The following is a 21,048-nucleotide window of genomic DNA, read 5'->3' on the forward strand; positions in this document are numbered from 1 at the left end:
ATGAGTCACGCTCCCGCCCTCGAGCTTTCATCTGCCCTGGCCGCCCTGGAGTGCGGCGGGGTGCTGCTCTTGCCCGTGGACACGGTTCCCGGGCTGGCGGTGCGGGCCGACGAGCCGGCGGCCTTGCAAGCTCTTTATGAACTGAAAGGGCGTCCGCTGGACAAGACCCTGTCGTTGGCCTTCCGGGACCTGGAGCAGGTCCGCGAGTGGCTGGATCCCCCAGCGCCTCAGTGGGAGCGGCTGGGCCGCCTGCTGCCCGGTCCGCTGACCGTGGTGCTGGCGGGGTCGGAGCGACTGGGCCGCCACTGGCCGGCTTGGGGCGTCTCCGTCGGCCTGCGCCTGCCCGGCCCCTGCCCCTGTTCCGCCTTGTTCGCGCGGCTGCCCTGGCCCGTGGCCCTGAGTTCCGCCAACCGCTCGGGTCAGCCCACTCCGCGCCGCCTGGACGAGGTGGATCCCGCGTTGCGCTGCCAAACGGCCGGCGTCTGGCCGGGGGAGTGCCCGCTGGGCCAGGAGAGCACGGTGCTGGACCTGCGCACGGATCCGCCCCGGCTGCTGCGGGAAGGCGCGCTGACCGGCCCGCGATTGGCCGCCCTGCTGGAGGCCCGATGAAGCGACTGAGCCCGCCCCTCCACCTGATCCTCGGCCTGGGTCTGCTGATTCTGCTCAGCCTGCCCGGCCTGCCCGGCGGGCCGGCGGCGGCGTGCCGGGCCCCCAAGCTGGCGCCCGTGCCCTTTTCCGTGGGCGAGCGGATCACCTTCAGCGTGGACTGGGGCCTGGTCAACGCCGGCACCAGCTCGCTCACGGTGCAGGACACGGTGCGCGTCAACGGCCACCTCTGCTGGCGGATCCAGAGCCAGGCCCAGTCCAACGAGGTGCTGGGCAAGCTCTACCCGGTCAAGGACAAGGTCCTGACCTGGATGGACTGCCAGGGCCTGTTCAGCCGCGGGCTGCACAAGAACCTGCGCGAGGGGACCTACCGCAAGGTGCGGGACTACGCCATCCTGCCGGAACGGAACATGATCATCAAGCAGAAGGACGGCGCGGCGGTGGACACCCTGTTCATCCGCGGGCACGTTCAGGACGTGCTCTCCGCCTTTTACTGGGTGCGCGCCCAGCCGCTGTCCGTGGGCAAGGTCCTCGAAGTCGAAGCCGTGGACGACCTGAAGGCCTACCGCCTGGCCATCAAGGTGCTGGCCAAGGAAAAGGTCAAGCTCAAGGGCGGCACGCGGGACTGCTTCAAGATCCAACCCATCCTGCTGGGCGAGGGCCTCTTCAAGGCCAAGGGCGAGGTTTTCATCTGGGTGACCGCGGACGAGCGCCGCATTCCGGTGAAAATGAAATCCAAGATCTTCATCGGGGCCATCAGCGCCACGATGACGGACTACGTACCCGGCCGCTGACGCGCCTCAGGCCACTGACGCGCCCCCGCCCGTCGGCTCTCTCTTGACCCCGGCCACTTTCCTGTTGAATTCCTGACAGGACTTCCTTCACTTACCGCCGTCACACACCCCTACCAGCGAGACATCATGCAGACACCCCTGCCCTTGTGGACCCGTCCGGGTCCGCAGCTTGCGGCATACGCGCTGTTGTTGATCGTGACTCCCTTCCTGCTGTTGCGGGCCTACCTGCAGCAGGCCATCGGCGAGCTCTCCCGCACTCCCCTGCCCGGCGGGGACGGGGAGTTCCTGCTCATGCCGTGGCTGGCCTTGCTGGCCGCGGGCGCAAGCGCCTGGTTGCTGCGCCGGCAGCTCAGGCCGCGCAGCCTGGCCGTGCTGGCGGGAGTGCTGGCGCTCTGGGCGGCGGGACACCAGGTGGCCGACTACTACTTCGGCCATCTGCCCACCGACCTGCAGCAGAACTGGCACACCCTGGCCTACCTGATCTTCGCCGGCCTGTTCTGGCGCTGGCACGTGCGCCGGGGCCGTCCCGCGCATCTGGCCGCGCTGCCCGGACTGGGGGCGGCCCTGCTCCTCTCGGCCTGCGACGAGACGATCCAGGTCTTCATCAGCAGCCGGATCTTCGACGTGGGGGACATCGGCAAGGACGCCTGGGGCGCGGCCATCGGGCTGGGGGCCGTGACCGTCCACCAGGCCTGGCCCGCGCTGGCGCGGGAAGGTTGGCGGCCCTGGCGCCCCCGCTGGCGTGACTACCGCCAGGCCGCCGTGCCCCAACTGGCGCTCAACCTGGGCGCGGCCTGGCTGCTGTTGGGCGTGGGCTCGCTGCTGACCGACCTGCGCTACCTGCCCTGGGCCCTGCTGGGCTGGCTGGGACTGACCGGCGGCGCCGTCCTGCTGGTACACGGCCTGGGTCGGCCCGGCTGGCGGGTCCTGTTGGGTGGATTGCTATCGCTGGGCGCGTTGGGACTGGGGGCCAGCCACCTCCTGCAGCCCCGGGATCGCATCCAAGCCTGCGGACGCCACTGGATCGTGTACAGCGGGCTGCCCCTGCCGGCCTTCGACGTGCTGATCCGGCCGGACGGCGGCTTTCGGCTGGTGGACAAGAAGCACGCCTTCGGCACCCGCGACCAACAGACCCTCTTGCGACTGCCCGCGGACATCCTGCTCATCGGCAGCGGGTTCACGGGCCAGGGCGGACTGGGCTTTCCCGAGGGCTTGCCCGTGCAGTTCCTGCCCGGCCTGGAGCTGGAGCGGGCCGTGCAATTGATCGTGCTGCCCACGCCCCAGGCCTGCGCCGTCTTCAACCGGTTGAAGGACGAGGGCCGGCGGGTGACCTTCGTGGTGCACGTCTCATGCTGAAACACGAACCCCCTGCCCGCCCGGCGGCCCGCATGGGCGCGCTGGACCGACTCATCGGACGCTTCATCCTGGCCTGCTGGCTGGCGGCGGGCTCGCTGGGCCTGCTCTCCTGGTTGGAGCCCGGCTGGTTCATGGACTGGGTGGAGCCCGGCCGCCTGACCGAGGCCCGGGACTACAAGAGCCTGGGAGACCAGGCCCTGCGACGGCAGCAGTGGGAGTTGGCCGCCCGGATCTATCAGCGGGCGCTGACGCTCCATCCCGAGCAGACCGACACCCGGGGCAACCTGGGCATCGCGCTGCTGAAGCTGGGACGGCTCGACGAGGCCGAGACTCTGTTGTTGCAGTGCCTGCGGGACAATCCCGCCAACCGGGAGATCACCGCCCTGCATCTGGGCACCCTGAATGAACTGCGCGGACGGCGCGCCGCGGCGGCGGACTGGTTCCTGCGCAGCGCGGACGACGCGGCCTACCCCGCGGCGGTTCTGCGTCAGGCAGGCCGTCTGCTGCTGAAGGATGGGCGGCCCGCCGAGGCCCTGCCCCTGCTGGAGCGCTCCCTGGCGCTGGAGTCGTCGCTGGACGGACTCTTTGAGGGCATGCTGAAGCGCCGCTTGCCCGCGGACAGTCTGGGCGGCGAAGCTCCGCTGGTCCGCTTGAGCCGACGGCCCCTGACCCCGGCGGATCTGGCGCCCTTCGCCGCCTGGGTGCCGGACTGGCTGGCCAGCCAGAGTCGGGACGCCGCCCGCAGCCACCTCCTGCTCTCCCAGGCCTACGCCGGATTGGGCCAACCCGAGTTGGCGCGCGCCGCCTGCCAGCGGGCCCTGGCCTGTTGGCCCGGCTGGGGCGAGGCCGTCACCTGGCAGCGCCGCCTGGAGGAGATTTCGCTGGTGTCGGCGGTTCGACCTTAACAGCCCCTTGGTCACCACCAGCGCCGGAGGAGCCGAGCTGGAGCTTGTTGCTTGGTGGATTTTCGGAACAAAGGATGAGCAGAACCCGCGCCGGGCCCTGGTCCGGGCGGGTTCTTGCGTTAAATTCTTGCCAGTTTTTTCTAAAGACCATAGAAGATCAGGTCGATAGACACTATGTTTGGCGCACCAAAGAAGCGGGGACGACATGACTCTGGCGGCGTTGAAGCCCGGCGAAGAAGCTCTGATCCTGACGGTGTCCGGCGAGGGCGCCATCGCGCGTCGGATGGCGGACATGGGCGTCGTGCCGGGCCAGCACGTGCGGATGCTGCGCGTGGCGCCGTTGGGGGATCCCCTGGAACTGCAAGTCATGGGCTACCACCTGTCCCTGCGCAAGGCCGAGGCGCTGCGCGTGCAGGTGCGCCCGCTGGAGCATCATGTTTGAACCCGAGAGCCTGCTGATCGCCGCGGCCCTGCTGGGGGCCCTCTGGCTGGTACGGCGCGGCCTGACGGAACCCTCGCCCGTGGCGGTGCGCGCGGACGGCAAGCGTGACTGCGGAGGCTGCGCGGGCTGCGACCTCGCCGCCCGCTGTGAGCGGACCCCACGGTGAACTGGCCGGAGTGGCTGGGCGCCCTGACCCGGAGCGCCACGGAGCCCTGTCACTATCTGCAGGAAGCGCCGGAGACCGCTCCGCTCTCCGTCCCGCCCCGCGGTCCCGCCCGCAGCGCTGTTGTGGCCCTGGCGGGCAATCCCAATTCCGGCAAAACCTCCGTCTTCAATGGCCTGACCGGTTCCACCCAGCATGTGGCCAACTTTCCCGGCGTGACCGTGGAGCGCAAGGAAGGCCGCTGCCGCTTCGGTTCTTGGAGTTGGGCCGTGCTGGACCTGCCCGGCACCTACAGCCTCTCCGCCTACTCCATTGAGGAGATCGTCGCCCGGGACGTGCTTGTGGAGGAGCGGCCGGATCTGGTGGTGGACGTGCTGGACGCCTCCAACCTGCAGCGCAATCTCTACCTGGCCACCCAGCTGCTGGAGCTGGGCCTGCCCCTGGTGCTGGCCGCCAACATGCTGGACGTGGCCTGGCGGCGCGGCCAGCGGCTGGACCTGGAGGAACTGGGTCGCCGGCTGGGCCTGCCCGTGGTGGCCGTGGCCGGCCACCAGGCGCGGGGCCTGGAGCGGCTGAAGGCGGCGGTGGCCGCGGCCCTGGAAGCCGGCCCGGCGGCGCTGGCGGGCGCCGCGCAGGTGGACTTCGGTCCCCTGGTGGAGGAGGCCCTGGCGGAGATTGGCGCCGGACTGGCCCGCCTGGACGGTCTGCCCCGGCGCTGGCTGTCCCTGCGCCTGCTGGAGGGCGAGGCGCGCGCGCGGGAGGAGGTGGCCCGCCGGCTGCCGGACTCCGCCGATCTGCTGGAGCGGATCGCCGCCTGGCAGGCCCGCATCGAGCGCGAGAGCGGCCAGCGCGTGGAGCTGACCTTGGCGGCCCGCCGCCACGAGTTCATCCAGAGCCTGATCGAGGCCTGCCGGCCCGTGGGTCCCGACCCGGCCCGCCGTCATCGCAGCGACCTCACCGACCAGCTGCTGCTGCACCGCTGGCTGGGCCTGCCCATCTTCCTCTTTTTCATGTACCTGATCTTCCAGCTGACCTTCAGTCTGGGCGAACTGCCCATGGGCTGGATGGAGACGGGCTTCGGCGCGCTGGCGGCCTGGGTGGACGGCCACTGGCCCTGGCAGGCGCCGCTGCTCAAGAGCCTGGTGCTGGACGGCGTCCTGGGCGGGGTGGGCGGCGTGTTGATCTTCCTGCCCAACATCGTGCTGCTCTTCCTGGGCCTGACCCTGATGGAGGACACGGGCTACATGGCCCGGGCGGCCTTCCTGATGGACCGTCTGATGCAGCGCATCGGCCTCCACGGCAAGAGCTTCATCCCGCTCTTGACGGGCTTCGGCTGCAGCATCCCGGGCATCATGGGCACGCGCGTGCTGGAGAACCAGCGCGACCGCCTGCTGACCATGCTGGTCCTGCCGCTGATGAGTTGCGGCGCGCGGCTGCCCATCTACCTGCTGATCATCCCGGCCTTCTTCCCGGCGCACCTGCACGCCCGCATGCTCTTCCTGATCTACGCCATCGGCGTGCTGCTGGCGGTGGGCATGGCCAAGCTGCTGCGCATCTCCGTGCTCAAGGGCGAGGAGAGCCCCTTCGTGATGGAGTTGCCGCCCTACAAGCTGCCCACCTGGAAGAGCCTGGGGGCGCAGGTCCGCCTGCGGGCCTGGCTCTACCTGCGCAAGGCCGGCACGTTGATCCTGGGCGTCTCGGTCCTGCTCTGGGCCATGGCCTCCTGGCCGCCCGCCCGCCACGACGCGGCCCGCCAGGCCGAGCTGGCCGCCGCCCGCGCCGCCGGGGACGCGGCCCGCGTGCAGGTGCTGGACAACCAGCGGGCGGAGGAGGATCTGCGCGCGTCGCTGCTGGGGCGGGTGGGGCAGGCCCTGGAGCCCGTGATGGCGCCGCTGGGCTTCGACTGGCGCATCTCCAGCAGCCTGCTGGGCGCCTTCGCCGCCAAGGAGTTGTTCGTGGCCCAGTTGGGCGTGGTCTATGCGCTGGGGGAGACGGCCGAGGGCTCCGAGAGCCTGCGCCACGAGCTGCGCAGCCGCTACACGCCTCTTGTAGGCTTCTGCATCATGCTGTTCGCGCTGATCTCCACGCCCTGCATGAGCACCTTCGCCGTCACGGCCCGGGAGGCCGGCGGCCAGCGCTGGGCCTGGTTCCAGTTGCTGGGTCTGACGGCCCTGGCCTGGATCCTGACCTTCCTCGTCTTCCAGCTGGGTTCCGCGCTGGGCTACTAGGGGTGGGAACTTGTAACACAGAGACACAGAGGCACAGAGACAGGAAGAATTGGAGTAGAGAATACAGCGAGGCAGTCCTCGTGCCGCTCTTCTACATCCAACTCTTTCTCTGTGACTCTGTGTCTCTGTGGTGATTCCCCGAAGCGGCTCAGGGTTCGACCCAGCGGCCCTGCTCGCGGATGAGGGCCACCAACTGGTCCACGGCCTCCGCCTGGGGCACGTTCTTCTGCACCACGTCCCGGCCCACATAGAGGTCGATCTTGCCCGGCGCGCTGCCCACGTAGCCGAAGTCGGCGTCCGCCATCTCCCCCGGACCATTCACGATGCAACCCATCACGGCGATCTTCAGCCCCTTGAGGTGGCTGGTGGCCGCCTGGATGCGGGCCGTGGTCCCGTCCAGCTCGAAGAGCGTGCGCCCGCAGCCCGGGCAGGAGACGTACTCCGTGGCGAACAGGCGCGCGCCGGCGCCCTGCAGCACGGTGAAGGCGAACAGCCGGCTGCCCGTCATGGCCACGTCGCCTTCCAGGGTCAGGCTGTGGATCAGGCCGTCGGCCAACAGCGAGCCCAGGATGGCCGCCAGGGCCAGCGGGTCCTTGCACTGCTCGCGACCGGCGAAGAAGTCCAGCGGCAACCGGCTGCCCAGTTTGCGCAGGGCCAGGTCCAGCAGGCGGTAGGCCGTGACGGGGAACTCGCTCTCGATGGAGAGCACCGTGCGTCCGGCCGGGAAGTGCTCGTGGATGTAGCGCACCAGGCTGTGGATCTGCGGCAGCTGGCGCGTGGTGATGTGGAACTGCAGGATCTCGTCCACGTCCTGGACCACGGGCGCCCAGCTGGAGACGTCGTCCTGGATGACCTCCACCGGGATGATCCGCCGCACCACGTTGCTCTCCACCACGTCGGAGCGGTAGAGGGTCACCGGGCGTCCGCCCGCCCGCCGGCAGGCCGGGGCGGCCTCGCCGGGCGTGCGCGGCAGGTAGCTGTCGGCGTCGGGCAGTTGCGCGAGCAGCGGGGAGAGCCCGGGCACGTCCTGGGCGGCCTCGGAGAGGGTGACCGGGAAGACAGCCCCGCCTCCGGTGCGGAAGCGGCTGCCGCGGTCGCCCGTCAGGTGCGTGGGCCGCGGACTCCAGCTCAGCCAGTCGTGGCCGCACTCGGGGAAGTCCAGCCGGCTGTCGGGCAGCGGGCGCGAGTAGCGCTCCGCCAGGGCCCGGGCCGGGGCGATCTCCATCTCCGGCGGATCCGTCAGCGAGACGCGGATGGTGTCGCCCAGGCCGTCCTCCAGCAGCGCGCCGATGCCCTGGGCGCTCTTGAGGATGCCCTCGATCCCGCCGCCGGCCTCGGTGACGCCCAGGTGCAGGGGATAGCTCAGCTCGCGCTCGCGCAGCTGCTCCACCAGTTCACGGTAGGCGTAGATCATCACGCGGACGTTGGAGGCCTTCATGGAGAGGATGACGTCGTGGAAGTTCTCCTCGCGGCAGAAGTCCAGGTACTCCAGCGCGCTCTCCACCATGCCCGCGGTGGTGTCGCCGTGGCGGTAGACCATCCGCTGGGACAGGCTGCCGTGGTTGACGCCGATCCGCAGGGCGCGGCCTTCCTGCTTGAGCAGCCGGAGCAGCGGCAGAAAGGCCTTGCGGGCCTCCTGGCGGCCCTGCTCGAATTCGCGCTCCTCGAAGGCCGCCTCCGTGCCCGTGCGTTCCTCGCGGCCGGGCCGGCCGGAGAAATTGCCCGGGTTGATCCGGATCTTTTCCACGTGCCGGGCCGCTTCCAGGGCTGCGCGCGGACTGAAGTGGATGTCCGCGCAGAGCGGCACGCGGCAGTTCTGGCGCTTCAGCTCGCGCCGGATCTCGCCCAGGGCCTGGGCGTCGGCCACCGTGGGCGCCGTGATGCGCACCAGTTCGCAGCCCGCCTGGGCCAGCCGCAGGGTCTGGGCCACCGTGGCGGCCACATCCTGGGTAGGTGTGGTGGTCATGGACTGGACGCGAATGGGATGCTGCGCTCCGATTCCCAGCTCGCCCACCCGGACTTCCCGGGTGATCAGGCGGCGTGGGCGCAGCCGGTTGGGCAGGTACATGCGGGGCCTTTCCGTGGCAAACGCTGGCAATCTATCGCCGACCGTGGGCTTTGGCAAACGAGGCGCCCCCGCGGGCGCTCCGGGCCGGCGGCGGGCGGCGGACCCTCCCGCGAAAAAGGAATGGGAGAGAACAGTTCCTTACCTTCGAGCCGCATCAAGCAAAGGAGCCCATTGTGCCTGCCCAGAGCCTGCCCGACATCCATCGCATCGCCATTTCCACCAGCGGCGGCGACGCCCCGGGGCTGAACGCCGTCATCCGCGGCTTCACCAAGGCCGCCATCCTCAAGTACCGCTGGGAGGTGGTGGGTCTGTTGAACGGGCTGGAAGGCCTGGTGGACACGGCCAAGACCATCCCGCTGACCCTGGAGGCCGTGCGCGGCCTGCTGCCCCGCGGCGGCACCATCCTGGGCGCGGCCTCCCACGGCAATCCCTTCCAGCGCAGCGTGGTGAAGGACGGCCAGGCCGTGGAGGAGGACCTGCGCCCCCAGATGGTCAAGAATTTCCGCTACCTGGGACTGGACGCCCTGGTCTGCATCGGCGGCGAGGGCACCATGAAAATCGCCGCGGACCTGGGCGAGCGCGGCATCCCCGTGGTGGGCGTGCCCAAGACCATCGACAACGACCTGGCGGGCACCGAGCTGACCTTCGGCTTCCACACCGCCGTCCAGACGGCCATGGAGGCCCTGGATCGCCTGCAGACCACGGCGGCCAGCCATCACCGCGTGATGATCCTGGAGTTGATGGGCCGCTACGCGGGCTGGATCGCCCTGATGGCCGGGATCGCCGGCGACGCGGACATCATCCTGATCCCCGAGATCCCCTTCGAGATGAGCGAAGTGGTGGACGCCGTGCTCAAGCGCAACCGGCGCGGCGCCAGCTTCTCGATCATCGTGGTGGCCGAGGGCGCCCGGGAGAAGGCCGGTGACCTGCACGTGATGCGCTGCGCCAGCGAAGGCACTTACGCAAATGAGCGATTGGGTGGAATTGGCGATTGGCTTGCCGATAAGATCCATGAGCAGACCGGACTGGAGTGCCGCTCCACGACGCTGGGCCACATCCAGCGCGGGGGCTCGCCCATCGCCTTCGATCGCATCCTGGCCACGAAGTTCGGTGTGAAGGCCGCCGGGATGATCGCCAAGGGTCGCTTCAACCACCTGGCCGTGCTGGAAGGAGGCGAGATCATCGCCCGCCCCTTCAGCGAGGTGGTAGGGCGCGAAAAGAACGTGGATCCTGAGGGGCAGACGGTCCGCTACGCCGAGCGCATGGGCGTCAATTTCGGCCGGACCAACCGCGAAGTTCGCTTGTAGGTGGTGCCGGCCCCGGCGGGGCGCTGACCCGTCCCCTCGAGGCCGTCCGACTCCCGGCCCCCCCAGAACCGGAAGCATGGTGAGTGTGTACGTCATGGCCCAACACATTCGAGTGGATCAGCTGAAGCTGGGCAGCCGCCTGGCTGCGGATGTCTACGAAACCACCACCGACGGGCACTCGCTGCTGCTCTACGCCCGGGATCAGGTGATCTCCAGCGATTGGCAGTTGAACCGCCTGCGGGAGACGGGCATGGCCGCCGTGGCCGTCACGCCGGATTCCGTCCGCGAGGGCCTAGTCGCGGAGTGCGCGCCCGAACTACGCCGGCGCACCCTGGAGCTGCGCCTGGCCGTGGACGAGGCCCGGCCCCGGGAGGCCGCGGCCGAACAGGACCTGCTGGAGGTGTTCCGCTCCGTCCAGGCCTCGGGCAAGCCCGACCTGGCCCCGCTGGAATCCCAGGGTGAAGAGCTGGCCCGGATGGGGCGCGAGGATCCGGAGCTGCTGGACGTGCTGGCCCTGCTGCGCGAGGCGCTGCCCGCCGTGTTCCGCCACAGCCGCAACGTGGCCAGCCTGGCCCTGCGCGTCTCCCTGTTCCGCCGGCCGGACTCCGGGGACGAGGAACTACGGCGCGTGGCTCTGGGAGCCCTCTTGCACGACGTGGGCCTCATGCATTGCCTGTCCACCGACCAGCTGACCCAGCACGAGCTGGACGAGACCGCCGACCAGTACCGCGACCATCCCGATTTCGGCGTGGAGATCCTGAGCGGCCTGCCCGGCGTGCCCGGCGAGGTGCGCCGCGCGGTGGGCGAGCACCACGAGCGCATCAACGGCAACGGTTTCCCCCAGGGTCTGAACGGCACGGACGTCCATCCCCTGGCGGAGCTGGTGGCCATCTGCGACACCTACGATCGCCTGACCCACGGCATCAGCTACCGGCGGGCGCTTTCCCCGGTGGCGGCCCTGAACCTGATGCAGGGCTGGGCCGGCCGCGAATTCCACCCGGAACTGGTGATGGATTTCACCCGCGCGCTGGGTCCCTGGCCGCTGGGATCGCCCGTGGAGCTGGAGAACGGGCTGCGGGGCCGGGTCAGTTCGCGCCGGAATCCCCACGCCCCCGTGGTGGCCTGCAAGAGCCCCCAGGGCCTGCAGCTGGTGGACTGCGCGGCCAGCGGCCTGGCCATCCGCCGGGGACTGGCGCCCAGCCTGTCCGAGCTGCATCCCACCGAGATTTTCTAGCCTGCGTTCATGACATTGGATCGGCAAGCGCCGCGGCCACCCGCGGCGCTTCGTGTGTAGGCCTGGGCAGTCTCAGGGAGTGGGCGTGATCGGAGTCTTGGGAGTGATCCCGGCCCGCTGGGCCTCCAGCCGGTTCCCGGGCAAACCGCTGGCCCTGCTGCAGGGCAAACCCATGCTGCAGTGGGTCTGGGAGGCCGCCCGCCAGGCCCGCCTGCTGGACCGCCTGCTGGTGGCCACCGACGACGAGCGCATCCGCCAGGCCGCAGAAACGTTCGGGGCCGAGGTTCTGCTCACCCGTGCCGATCACGCCAGCGGCACGGATCGGCTGGCCGAGGTGGCCCAGCGCGTGCCGGCGGCCATCGTGGTGAACATCCAGGGCGACGAGCCACTGCTGCAGCCCGGGATCATCGACGCGACCATCCGCCCGTTGCTGGACGACCCCCAGCTGGATTGCGCCACGCCCGTGACCACCTTCCGGGACCTGGACGAGCTGCGCAGCCCGGACACGGCCAAGGTGGTGGTGGACGCCCGGGGCCGGGCGCTCTACTTCAGCCGCAGCGTCGTGCCCTTCGACCGGGAGGGCGGCGCGGCCCTGGAGCTCTGGCGCAAGCACGTGGGACTCTACGTCTACCGCGCCGGGCTGCTGGCGCGCTTCTCGTCGCTCAGCAGCCACCTGGAACAGCTGGAGATGCTGGAACAGCTGCGCCTGCTGGAGAACGGCATCCCCATCCAGACCGTGCCCGTGGAGTACCAACCCCTGGGCGTGGACCGACCCGCGGACCTGGAGCGGGCGGAGGACATGCTGCGGCGCGCCGGCACGGCCGGCCCCGCGGCCCAGCGCTGAGGACCCCCATGAGCCGCACTCCGCGTCTTGGCTGCAAATTCGTCTTCATCACGGGCGGCGTGGTCTCCTCGCTGGGCAAGGGCGTGACCATCGCCTCGCTGGGCATCCTGCTCAAGCTGCGGGGCCTCAAGGTCAACGTGATCAAGCTGGATCCCTACATCAACGTGGATCCGGGCACCATGAGCCCCTACCAGCACGGCGAGGTCTATGTCACCGACGACGGGGCCGAGACCGACCTGGACCTGGGGCACTACGAGCGCTTCCTGGACATCAGCACCAGCCGGCTCTCCAACGCCACCACGGGGCAGATCTACGACGCCGTGATCCGCCGCGAGCGCGCCGGCGACTACCTGGGCGCCACCGTGCAGGTCATCCCGCACATCACAGACGAGATCAAGCGCCGGATCCTTGAGCTGGCGCGGGCCGAGAAGAACACGGACATCGTGCTGGTGGAGGTGGGCGGCACGGTGGGCGACATCGAGAGCCTGCCCTTCCTGGAGGCCATCCGCCAGTTCGCCCTGGAGGTCGGGCGGCGCAACAGCGTGTTCATCCACCTGACCCTGCTGCCTTACATCCCCATGGCCGGTGAACTGAAGACCAAGCCCACCCAGCACAGCGTCATGCGCCTGCGCGAGATCGGCATCCAGCCGGACATCCTGGTCTGCCGCAACGACCAGGGCATCCCGCGGGACGCTCGGGCCAAGATCGGCCTGTTCTGCAACGTGCAGGCCGACGACGTCATCGACGCCCGGGACATGGGTTCGGTCTACGAGGTGCCGCTGGAATACGAGCGCCAGGGCCTGGCGGACAACGTGCTGGACAAGCTGGGGATCAAGGCCCAGCCGGCGGACCTGGAGCCGCTGGAGCGCCTGGTGGGCACCATCCGCGGGCTGACCCGCGAGGTGGAGGTGGCGGTTTGCGGCAAGTACGTGCGGCTCACCGACGCCTACAAGTCCATCAGCGAGGCCTTGTATCACGCGGGCTTCGAGCTGGAGCGCAGAGTGCGCATCCGCTGGGTGGACTCGGAGAAGGTCACGGCGGAGAACGCGGCGGAGCTGTTCGCCGGCGTGGGCGGGATCCTGATCCCCGGCGGCTTCGGCGAGCGCGGGATCGAGGGCAAGATCCAGGCCGCCCGCCACGCCCGGGAAAACGGCATCCCCTACTTCGGCATCTGCCTGGGCATGCAGGTCCTGGTGATCGAGTTCGCCCGCCACATCTGCGGGCTGAAGAGCGCCAACTCCACCGAGTTCGCCCCGCGCCTGCGCTACCCCGTGGTGGACCTGATGCAGGACCAGCGCGGCGTGAAGGTCAAGGGCGCCAGCATGCGGCTGGGAGCCTGGCCCTGCGTGCTCAAGCCGGGCAGCAAGGCCTTCAAGGCCTACCGCCGCGAGGTCATCCAGGAGCGCCACCGCCACCGCTACGAAGTCAACAACCGCTACCGCGACCTGCTGCGCGAGGGCGGCCTGCTGCTCTCGGGCCTCTCGCCGGACGAGCACCTGGTGGAGATGGTGGAAGTGCCGGAGCATCCCTGGTACCTGGGCTGCCAGTTCCACCCGGAGCTGAAGAGCCGCGTGATGCGTCCGCACCCGCTCTTCCGGGAATTCGTCAAGGCCTGCATGCGGCAGACCGAGGCCGGCCAGGAGTAGGCCCGATCCACTTTTTTCACCACAGAGACACAGAGACACAGAGACACAGAGACACAGAGAGAGAAAGAGAGAAGTTCTGGGTCGCGTGAGGTGAAGCCCGCAGGGCTGAACCAGAACCAGGTGGTGACGCCGTCAGGCGGAACCAGCTACACGGTTTCAGGAAGCCCAAACGCCGGCCAGCGGAAGGCCACCGCGAGGTGGCCTGACTCTGGCCGCTGAGAAAAAGCGCCTCTTTGGCTCCACCTTTCTGGCGCCAGCAGAAAGGTGGAAATCACGGTTTCCCGGCAGACGCCGGGACGAGCGAGAGCGTGCCGCGCCGAGCGCGGAAGGGCCGCGCGAGGCGCGGAGAAGGGATGAGCGATGTCGAACAACATCCAGGTTGGCAAGCTGACCATCGGCCGCGGCGGCCCCCTGGCCCTGATTGCCGGGCCCTGCGTCATCGAGAGCCGCGAGGTCTGCCTGCGCGTGGCCGAGCACGCCCGCCGGCTGGCGGACGAACTCGGCCTGCCGCTGATCTTCAAGAGCAGCTACACCAAGGACAACCGCAGCACCATCACGAGCTACCAGGGACCGGGCCTGGAGGAGGGCCTGAGAGTCCTGGAGGAGGTGCGCGCGGCCTTCGACGTGCCCGTGCTCTCCGACGTGCACACGCCCGAGGAGTGCGCGCCCGCCGCCGAGGTGCTGGACGTGCTGCAGATCCCGGCCTACCTCTGCATGCAGAGCCAGCTGGTGATCGCCGCCGCCCGCACGGGCAAGGCCGTCAACGTCAAGAAGGGCCAGTTCCTCCATCCGCTGGACATGAAGAACGTGGTGGGCAAGCTCGAGGCCTGCGGCAACCGCAACATCATGCTGACGGAGCGCGGCACCTGCCTGGGCTACCACAACCTGGTGGCCGACATGCGCAGCCTGCCCATGATGCGCAGCCTGGGCTATCCCGTGGTCTTCGACCCCACCCACACCGTGCGCAAGTACGGCGTCTCGAGCTCCGATCCGGCGGGCGGCGAACCCCAGTACATCCCGCACCTGACCCGGGCCGGCGTGGCCGCGGGCGTGGACGTGCTGTTCCTGGAGACCCACCCCGACCCGGCCAGCGCCCTCTGCGACGCGGCCTCCATGCTGCCGCTCTCGCGGCTGGGCGACCTGTTGCGGGACTGCGTGCGCCTGCACGAGATTGCCCGGGAGGCCGACGAGCGCGACGCGGCCAGCGGACCCTTCGCGAGCTGCGGATGATCCGCCTGGACCCCGCGGAGTTTGGCCGGCGCGCCCGGGCCCTGCAGCTGCTGATCCTGGACGTGGACGGCGTGCTGACGGACGGCCGGATCACCCTGGACGGCGGCGACTCCGACGTGAAGGCCTTCCACGCCCAGGACGGACTGGGCATCACCCTGGCCCGGGCGGCGGGCCTGCGCGTGGCCATTCTGACGGGACGGCGCTCGGCGGCCGTGGAGCGCCGGGCCCGCGAGCTGGGCGTCGAACACCTGCTGCAGGGGCGGCCGGACAAGGGGCGGGCCCTGGAGGAGTTGTGCGCCGCGGCGCGGGTGACGCCCGCGGACTGCGCGGCCATGGGCGACGACTGGATCGACCTGCCACTCCTGGTCCGGGTGGGTCTGGCGGCCTGTCCGGCGGACGCCCGGCCGGAGCTGCCCGCCCACTGCCACTTCCAGTCCGCCCTGCCGGGCGGACGGGGCGCGGTGCGCGACTTCGTGGACGAATTGCTCAAGGCCCGCGGCCAGCACGGGGAACTGCTGCAGCGCTACCTGGCGGGAGCCGGACCCGCCGCCAGCGCCCCGGACGCGGGCCAGGAGGGAACTCAATGAACGAACAGGCCGAGTTGGACATCCTGCGTCAGGTGGTGCGCATCGAACGCGAGGCCCTGGAGCGTCTGGAGACGCGCCTGGACGACTCCTTCCTGCGGGCCGTGGAGCTGATCCTCAGCACCTCGGGGCCGGCGGGCGGGGCGCGCACCGGGCGCCTGATCGTCTGCGGACTGGGCAAGTCGGGCTTCATCGCCCGCAAGATCGCCGCCACCATGACCTCCACCGGGACGCCCGCCTTCTTCATCCACCCCATCGAGGGCGCCCACGGGGACTTCGGGCTAATCCAGCCCGGCGACTGCGCGCTGGTGATCTCCAAGTCCGGCGCCGGAGACGAACTCAACACGCTGCTGCCTTTCCTCAAGCGGCGCGGCGTGCCGGTCATCGCCGTGACCCACGACCTGCAGAGCCCGCTGGCCCGCCACGCCGAAGTGCTGCTGGACGCCTCCATCGAGCAGGAGGCCTGCCCCAACGGCGTGGCCCCCACCACCAGCAGCACGCTGGCCCTGGTGATCGGCGACGCGCTGGCCGTCTCGCTGATGACCCGGCGCGGCTTCACCAAGGAGGACTTCGCTTTCTTCCACCCGGCCGGCGCGCTGGGCCGCCAGCTGCTGCTGACGGTGGCCGACGCGCTGCCCGAGGGCCGCGGACTGCCCGTGGTGGGGCTGGAGGCCACGCTGCCCCAGGTGATCGTCAGCATCACGGGCAGCCGCTGCGGCGCCACCCTGGTGCTGGAGGAGGGGCGGCTGACCGGCCTGATCACCGACGGCGACCTGCGCCGCCACATGTTGACCTCCGTCGATCTCTCCCAGCTCAAGGCTCGCGACTTGATGAGCCTGCGGCCCAAGACCATCGAGAGCGGGCGCCTGGCCGTGGAGGCCCTGAGCCGGCTGAACCAGCACAAAATCCAGCAGCTGGTGGTGGTGGACGGGGCGGACGCGCCGGTGGGCATCCTGCACCTGCACGATCTGCTGGCGTTGGGGATCCGGTGACCCTGAGCTCTCAGTCGCGGCGAGTCCGCTCGCTCACCGCCCTGGCCCTGCTGCTGGCCCTGGGCTGCGGGGGCGCGCCCGTGCCGGAGTCCATTCCCGCCGCGCAGGCCAACCGCCCGGAGCAGGTCTTCCTGGAGGCCCGGGTGGAGCTGCAGGAAGGCGGACAGGTGCGCGGCGCCATCACGGCCCGGCGGATGGAGCAGCAGCGCCGCCGCTCGCTGATCCGCATGCGGGACTCCGTCGAGGTGGTGAGTTGGGACAGCCTGGGCCGGGTGGAGAGCCTGACCCTCTGCGACTCGCTGCTCTATCGGCGCGACCGCCAGGACCTGACGGCGGAGGGCAACGTGCGTGTGCTGGCCGCCTCCGATCCCAAGGGACGCCGGCTGGGGGACGCCGCGCTGGGCGCCGATCTGGGCGCGCTGCGCCGCAAGCCGCCCTTCAAGCTGATCACCAGCCGCCTGGATTGGGTCCAGCGCCTGCACAAGATCCAGACCGAGGAACGGATCACCTTCTACACGCCCTTCGACACCTTGCGCGGCGTCGGCTTCCGCAGCGATCGCAACCTGCGCAACTGGGAGATCGACTCCCCCGAGGGCGTGACCCACCGCGCCCCCGCCCCGCGTCCGGCCGCTCCGGCCCGGAAGGCCTCGTGAGGCCCCGGACGCCCAGTCGCCGGCTTGGCTCCGGGCGCTTCCACGTGCTGCTGGCCATTCTGCTCGTGCCCGGCCTGCTGGGAGCCCAGGGCCTGTTCGGCCTGCGCAAGCGCGACGACAAACCCTCGCCCAAGACCCGCGGCGCGGTGGTCGGGGCGCCCGGCGCCAAACGGCCCGCCCCGCCCGTGGGCCCGCCCGCCCCGGAGCGCGAGACGCCGCCGCCAACGGGTTCGGCCATCGTGCTGGACCGGGCGGACATCATGCGCACCGTCGAGCTGGACGGCCGCACGGTGCGCGAGCTGGAGGGCCACGTGCGCGTGCTGCACAACGGCCGCGTCTTCACCTTCGGCCTGGGCCGCTACGACCAGGCGGCCGGCACCCTGGTCTGCACGGAGCAGGTGAAGGTCGTCGAGGGCGAGCGCGTGGTCACGGCCGATGAGGTCAGTTACGACGAGCGCCGGGAGACGGTCAGCGCGCGCGGCCACGTCCACAGCTGGGGCGACAGTCTGGAGGCCTGGGCGGACAAGGGCAACTGGCACAACGGGCTCAAGCAGGGCGAGCTGCAGGTCCAGGCCCGCATCCGCGATCACCGCCACAAGGTGGAGCTCAAGGCCGGCCAGGTGGACGCGGACCACGAGGCCGGCGTCTACACGGCCACGCGCCAGCCGGAGCTGACGCTGCTGGAGACGCCGCCCACGGTTCTGAACGCCCGCCAGATCCAGTGGCGCAGCTCGGACAGCCTGGCCATGGCCCGGCGCGACGTGCGCCTGACCCGGGACGACTTCCAGGCCACCTGCGACAGTTTGTTGTGGAGGGAACAGAGCGAGCGCATGGACTTCCTGCTGAACCCCGTGCTCACGCGCGGCGAGCGCCGGGTCCAAGGCGAGCGCATGACCGCCCTGCTGCGCGACCGCAAGGAGCTGGACTCCCTCTGGGTGGAGGGCGCGGCCCTGATGGACAGCCCCTCGGACAGCGTGTCCACGCGCCTGCGCGACGTGCTGCAGGGCCGGCGGATGGAGCTGGACTTCACCGACGGCAAACTGGAGTCGGTCTACGTGGACGGCCAGGCCCGCAGCGTGATCTTCCTGAAGGACGAGGACGGCCGGCCCGGCATGAACGTGGCGGACGCCGCCCGGATCTGGCTGGTGCTGGACGACCAGAAACTGCGCAGCGTGCAGATGGGCGGCGGCATGGAGGCGCGCTGGGTGCCCCTGGCCGAGCCGCCGGCCCCGCCTCCACTGCCCGCGGTGGTGCCGGCCGCGGCGGCGGCCACGGACAGCCCGGCGGGTCCGCCGCCGGAGGTTCCGCGGCCCCAGGGAGCCGCCGTGATCAGCGCCCCGCCAGTGGCGCCGGCCGCGGATCCGCAACCGGAGCCGCGGCCCGCCGGAGCGACGCAACCCTAGAACGGCCGGGCCGGCGTGGCCCGCGGGAGAAGTGGATGAGCGAGTCTGCGACGACGGGCGAGCGCGTGTTCCGCAGCGCGGACCTGGTGAAGACCTACGGCCGCCGCACGGTGGTGGGCGGGGTCTCCATCGAGGTGCGCACCGGGGAGATCGTGGGCCTGTTGGGCCCCAACGGCGCCGGCAAGACCACCACCTTCTACATGATGACCGGGATGATCCGGCCGACCCAGGGCCGGATCTGGCTGGACGAGAAGGACGTGACGGGCATGCCCATGTTCCGCCGGGCCCGGGCCGGGGTGGGCTACCTGGCCCAGGAGGCGAGCATCTTCCGCAAGCTCTCCGTGGAGGACAACGTGCTGGCCATCCTGGAGACCATGCCCCTGAAGCGCAGCCAGCGCCACGAGCGCCTGGACAGCCTGCTGGAGGAGCTGCGAGTCTCGCACCTGCGGACCCACAAGGCCTACACCCTGTCCGGCGGCGAGCGCCGGCGGGTGGAGATCGCCCGGGCGCTGGCCTCCGACCCGGCCTTCATGCTGCTGGACGAGCCCTTCGCGGGGGTGGATCCCATCGCGGTGGGTGACATTCAATCCATCGTCCATGACCTCAAGCGACGAAAGATCGGGGTGCTGATCACCGATCATAATGTCCACGAGACCTTGAGCATCACGGATCGGGCCTATCTGCTCTTCGAGGGCCGGATCCTCAAGTCGGGCACGGCCGAGGAGCTGGCCGAGGATGAGCAGGTGCGCCGGGTCTACCTGGGTGACAATTTCCGGCTCAATCGATAGGTTCTGCGGCCCCCCGCGCGGCCGGTGTCGGGATTCACCCAGCAACATTGGACCTTGCTCCAGGCCCGCACGCGGCCGTGGACCGGGGTTCCGCCTGATTCAAAGGGTAGAAAGGGTCTGTCGCCCATGATGTACCTCCGCCAGGAAGTGAGCATGCGCCAGGACATGGTGCAGACTCCCCAGCAGATCCTGCGCAGCGAACTCCTGCAGTTGCCCGTGATGCTGCTCGAGGCGCGGTTGAAGCTGGAGGTGGAGGAGAATCCGGCGTTGGAGTTCGCCGAGGCCGAGCTGGGGGTGGAGGATCTGCGCGAGCCGGGCAAGGAGGACGACGAGCCCGACGACGACCAGACCAAGGAAAACGTCGAGATGGACGAGGCCCTGAGCGACGAGGACAATTGGGACGAGTTCATCAACGAGGACAACCTGACGCCCTACGGCCGCGAACCGGCCTCCCAGTCCACCCAGGAACTGCTCGACATCCCCCGGCCCCAGATCCAGACCCTGCAGGAGCGGCTGGCCGACCAGATGCAGATGGACCCGGCCCTGGACTACGAGGACCAGCGGCTGGGGCTGGAGATCATCGGCAACATGGGCGACTCGGGCTACCTGGAGTGCGGCACGGACTACCTGGCCCTGCTGCTGGAGGCGCCCGTGGAGCGCGTGGAGCGCGTGCTGGCCCGCATCCAGCGCTACGACCCCGTCGGCATCTGCGCGCGCAACCTGCGCGAGTGCCTGCTGGTGCAGCTGGAGGTTCTGGCGGAGAACGGCCACGCCAACCCCATCGCCCTGCGCATCGTGCGCGACCACTACGAGGAGTTCAGCGGCAAGCGCTACGAGAACCTGGCCCGCCTGCTGGGCGGCAGCCTGGAGGAGATCCGCGCCGCCTTCGCCTTCATCGCCCGCCTGAACCCCAAGCCCGGCCAGGGCGAGCTGAAGGAGAAGGAGAACTACATCATCCCCGACCTGGTGGTGGAGCGCGTGGAGCACGAGCTGGAGGACGGCACCCGGGAGGAGGATTTCGTGGTCAGCCTGGTGGACGGCAGCATGCCCACGGTGCGCATCAGCCGGGCCTACGAGGAGCTGATCCGCTCGCGCAAAAAGATGGAGAAGAGCGTGCGCGAGTTCGTGGTGCGCAAGGTGGAGAGCGCCCGCTGGTTCCTCTCCGCCATCCAGCAGCGCCGCGAGACCATGCTGCGTGTGACACGCTCCATCGTCAAGCTGCAGATCGAGTTCTTCCGCTACGGCAAGGAAGCCATCCGCCCGATGATCCTGCGCGACGTGGCGGAGGACATCGAGATGGACATCTCCACCGTCAGTCGCGTGACCAACCGCAAGTACGTCCAGACGGAGTGGGGCGTCTTCGAGCTGAAGTACTTCTTCAGCGAGCGCCTGGCCACGGACTCGGGCGAGGACGTCTCCACCAAGATCATCCGCGACCGCCTGAAGGCGATCATCGACGGCGAGGACAAGAAGAAGCCCCTCTCCGACCAGACCATCGCCAACCTGCTGAAGAAGGAAGGCTACCACGTGGCCCGGCGCACGGTGCAGAAGTACCGCGAGCAGCTGCGGATCCCCGTCAAACGCCTCCGGCGGGAGATCTAGCCCCGGGGAAAGCTCTCACCACAGAGACACAGAGACACAGAGGCTCTTAGAGAATCGCTGGCGGGCCTCTTCGCGTAGTACCAGCAGACCGACTGCACTTGGTTCCCCTATCATTCCATTCTGTTTCTGTGCCTCTGTGCCTCTGTGTTGACTCCCCGAGCGCAAAGCCCACTTCAGCTGCCAACTCTTCTTTGAGTCTTTAG

The 21,048-nt window shown here is 69.7% G+C and carries 19 protein-coding genes; 18 read left to right on the top strand and 1 reads right to left on the bottom strand.

Annotation, left to right across the window (positions count from 1 at the left end; all coding sequences use genetic code 11):
* From WC326_01275 to feoB, 7 genes are all read left to right on the top strand, one after another.
* The gene (locus WC326_01275) at nt 1-609 is read left to right on the top strand and encodes an L-threonylcarbamoyladenylate synthase (protein MFA7329680.1); all 609 of its coding nucleotides are present in this window, start codon (nt 1-3) and stop codon (nt 607-609) included.
* Nucleotides 606-1,400 (top strand): DUF3108 domain-containing protein, encoded by a 795-nt coding sequence (locus tag WC326_01280; GenBank protein ID MFA7329681.1) that lies wholly within the window; start codon nt 606-608, stop codon nt 1,398-1,400. The genes WC326_01275 and WC326_01280 overlap by 4 nt, the downstream gene beginning before the upstream one ends.
* Nucleotides 1,401-1,526: 126 nt before the next feature.
* Entirely contained in the window at nt 1,527-2,756 is a 1,230-nt protein-coding gene (locus tag WC326_01285; protein ID MFA7329682.1) for a VanZ family protein, read from the top strand.
* Nucleotides 2,750-3,661, top strand: coding sequence for a tetratricopeptide repeat protein (locus WC326_01290; protein MFA7329683.1), 912 nt, complete (start codon nt 2,750-2,752; stop codon nt 3,659-3,661). The genes WC326_01285 and WC326_01290 overlap by 7 nt, the downstream gene beginning before the upstream one ends.
* Before the next feature lie 205 nt (nt 3,662-3,866).
* Nucleotides 3,867-4,103 carry a FeoA family protein gene (locus WC326_01295; GenBank protein ID MFA7329684.1) on the top strand — a complete coding sequence of 79 codons (237 nt, stop codon included), beginning with the start codon at nt 3,867-3,869 and terminating at the stop codon, nt 4,101-4,103.
* Nucleotides 4,096-4,269 carry a hypothetical protein gene (locus tag WC326_01300; protein MFA7329685.1) on the top strand — a complete coding sequence of 58 codons (174 nt, stop codon included), beginning with the start codon at nt 4,096-4,098 and terminating at the stop codon, nt 4,267-4,269. The genes WC326_01295 and WC326_01300 overlap by 8 nt, the downstream gene beginning before the upstream one ends.
* Nucleotides 4,266-6,494: a ferrous iron transport protein B gene (gene feoB / locus WC326_01305; protein ID MFA7329686.1), complete on the top strand. Its 2,229-nt coding sequence runs from the start codon at nt 4,266-4,268 to the stop codon at nt 6,492-6,494. Before WC326_01300 ends, feoB begins: the two co-directional genes overlap by 4 nt.
* 148 nt (nt 6,495-6,642) lie before the next feature.
* Here the strand turns inward: feoB and ispG are convergent, their stop codons facing one another.
* Nucleotides 6,643-8,562: a (E)-4-hydroxy-3-methylbut-2-enyl-diphosphate synthase gene (gene ispG, locus WC326_01310; GenBank protein MFA7329687.1), complete on the bottom strand. Its 1,920-nt coding sequence runs from the start codon at nt 8,560-8,562 to the stop codon at nt 6,643-6,645.
* A 173-nt stretch (nt 8,563-8,735) separates the two neighbouring features.
* On the opposite strand from ispG, the gene WC326_01315 reads away from it, so the two are divergent.
* The 11 genes from WC326_01315 to rpoN all read left to right on the top strand — a co-directional run bounded on the left by WC326_01315 (nt 8,736) and on the right by rpoN (nt 20,845).
* Entirely contained in the window at nt 8,736-9,869 is a 1,134-nt protein-coding gene (locus WC326_01315; protein ID MFA7329688.1) for an ATP-dependent 6-phosphofructokinase, read from the top strand.
* Nucleotides 9,870-9,948: 79 nt separating this feature from the next.
* On the top strand, nt 9,949-11,103 hold the full coding sequence (locus WC326_01320; GenBank protein ID MFA7329689.1) for an HD domain-containing phosphohydrolase: 1,155 nt from the start codon (nt 9,949-9,951) through the stop codon (nt 11,101-11,103).
* A gap of 85 nt (nt 11,104-11,188) precedes the next feature.
* Nucleotides 11,189-11,947, top strand: coding sequence for a 3-deoxy-manno-octulosonate cytidylyltransferase (kdsB, locus tag WC326_01325; GenBank protein MFA7329690.1), 759 nt, complete (start codon nt 11,189-11,191; stop codon nt 11,945-11,947).
* An 8-nt stretch (nt 11,948-11,955) separates the two neighbouring features.
* Complete coding sequence (locus WC326_01330; protein MFA7329691.1) at nt 11,956-13,593, top strand: CTP synthase; 1,638 nt, start codon at nt 11,956-11,958, stop codon at nt 13,591-13,593.
* Between the two features lie 360 nt (nt 13,594-13,953).
* A complete protein-coding gene (gene kdsA, locus WC326_01335) occupies nt 13,954-14,823 on the top strand; it encodes a 3-deoxy-8-phosphooctulonate synthase (GenBank protein ID MFA7329692.1) in 870 nt (289 codons plus the stop codon).
* The gene (locus WC326_01340; GenBank protein MFA7329693.1) at nt 14,820-15,410 is read left to right on the top strand and encodes an HAD family hydrolase; all 591 of its coding nucleotides are present in this window, start codon (nt 14,820-14,822) and stop codon (nt 15,408-15,410) included. Before kdsA ends, WC326_01340 begins: the two co-directional genes overlap by 4 nt.
* Nucleotides 15,407-16,399, top strand: coding sequence for a KpsF/GutQ family sugar-phosphate isomerase (locus tag WC326_01345; GenBank protein ID MFA7329694.1), 993 nt, complete (start codon nt 15,407-15,409; stop codon nt 16,397-16,399). The genes WC326_01340 and WC326_01345 overlap by 4 nt, the downstream gene beginning before the upstream one ends.
* Nucleotides 16,396-17,052, top strand: a complete 657-nt coding sequence (locus WC326_01350) for a hypothetical protein (protein ID MFA7329695.1) — start codon at nt 16,396-16,398, stop codon at nt 17,050-17,052. The genes WC326_01345 and WC326_01350 overlap by 4 nt, the downstream gene beginning before the upstream one ends.
* On the top strand, nt 17,049-18,455 hold the full coding sequence (locus WC326_01355; GenBank protein ID MFA7329696.1) for a hypothetical protein: 1,407 nt from the start codon (nt 17,049-17,051) through the stop codon (nt 18,453-18,455). The genes WC326_01350 and WC326_01355 overlap by 4 nt, the downstream gene beginning before the upstream one ends.
* Nucleotides 18,456-18,490: 35 nt before the next feature.
* Nucleotides 18,491-19,243 carry an LPS export ABC transporter ATP-binding protein gene (gene lptB, locus WC326_01360; GenBank protein MFA7329697.1) on the top strand — a complete coding sequence of 251 codons (753 nt, stop codon included), beginning with the start codon at nt 18,491-18,493 and terminating at the stop codon, nt 19,241-19,243.
* 129 nt (nt 19,244-19,372) lie between these two features.
* Complete coding sequence (gene rpoN, locus WC326_01365; protein ID MFA7329698.1) at nt 19,373-20,845, top strand: RNA polymerase factor sigma-54; 1,473 nt, start codon at nt 19,373-19,375, stop codon at nt 20,843-20,845.
* Nucleotides 20,846-21,048: the final 203 nt, after the last annotated feature.

It is taken from the genome of Candidatus Delongbacteria bacterium (assembly GCA_041675285.1).
Classification (GTDB): Bacteria; CAIWAD01; CAIWAD01; order CAIWAD01; family CAIWAD01; genus CAIWAD01.

Excerpts from the sequence above, each read along its gene's own strand:
- WC326_01275 (MFA7329680.1), top strand. The coding sequence starts at position 1 with ATGAGTCACGCTCCCGCCCTCGAGCTTTCATCTGCCCTGGCCGCCCTG.
- rpoN (MFA7329698.1), top strand. The coding sequence starts at position 19,373 with ATGTACCTCCGCCAGGAAGTGAGCATGCGCCAGGACATGGTGCAGACT.
- WC326_01295 (MFA7329684.1), top strand. The coding sequence starts at position 3,867 with ATGACTCTGGCGGCGTTGAAGCCCGGCGAAGAAGCTCTGATCCTGACG.
- WC326_01345 (MFA7329694.1), top strand. The coding sequence starts at position 15,407 with ATGAACGAACAGGCCGAGTTGGACATCCTGCGTCAGGTGGTGCGCATC.
- WC326_01300 (MFA7329685.1), top strand. The coding sequence starts at position 4,096 with ATGTTTGAACCCGAGAGCCTGCTGATCGCCGCGGCCCTGCTGGGGGCC.
- ispG (MFA7329687.1), bottom strand. The coding sequence starts at position 8,562 with ATGTACCTGCCCAACCGGCTGCGCCCACGCCGCCTGATCACCCGGGAA.
- WC326_01330 (MFA7329691.1), top strand. The coding sequence starts at position 11,956 with ATGAGCCGCACTCCGCGTCTTGGCTGCAAATTCGTCTTCATCACGGGC.
- WC326_01340 (MFA7329693.1), top strand. The coding sequence starts at position 14,820 with ATGATCCGCCTGGACCCCGCGGAGTTTGGCCGGCGCGCCCGGGCCCTG.
- WC326_01290 (MFA7329683.1), top strand. The coding sequence starts at position 2,750 with ATGCTGAAACACGAACCCCCTGCCCGCCCGGCGGCCCGCATGGGCGCG.
- lptB (MFA7329697.1), top strand. The coding sequence starts at position 18,491 with ATGAGCGAGTCTGCGACGACGGGCGAGCGCGTGTTCCGCAGCGCGGAC.
- WC326_01280 (MFA7329681.1), top strand. The coding sequence starts at position 606 with ATGAAGCGACTGAGCCCGCCCCTCCACCTGATCCTCGGCCTGGGTCTG.
- WC326_01285 (MFA7329682.1), top strand. The coding sequence starts at position 1,527 with ATGCAGACACCCCTGCCCTTGTGGACCCGTCCGGGTCCGCAGCTTGCG.
- kdsA (MFA7329692.1), top strand. The coding sequence starts at position 13,954 with ATGTCGAACAACATCCAGGTTGGCAAGCTGACCATCGGCCGCGGCGGC.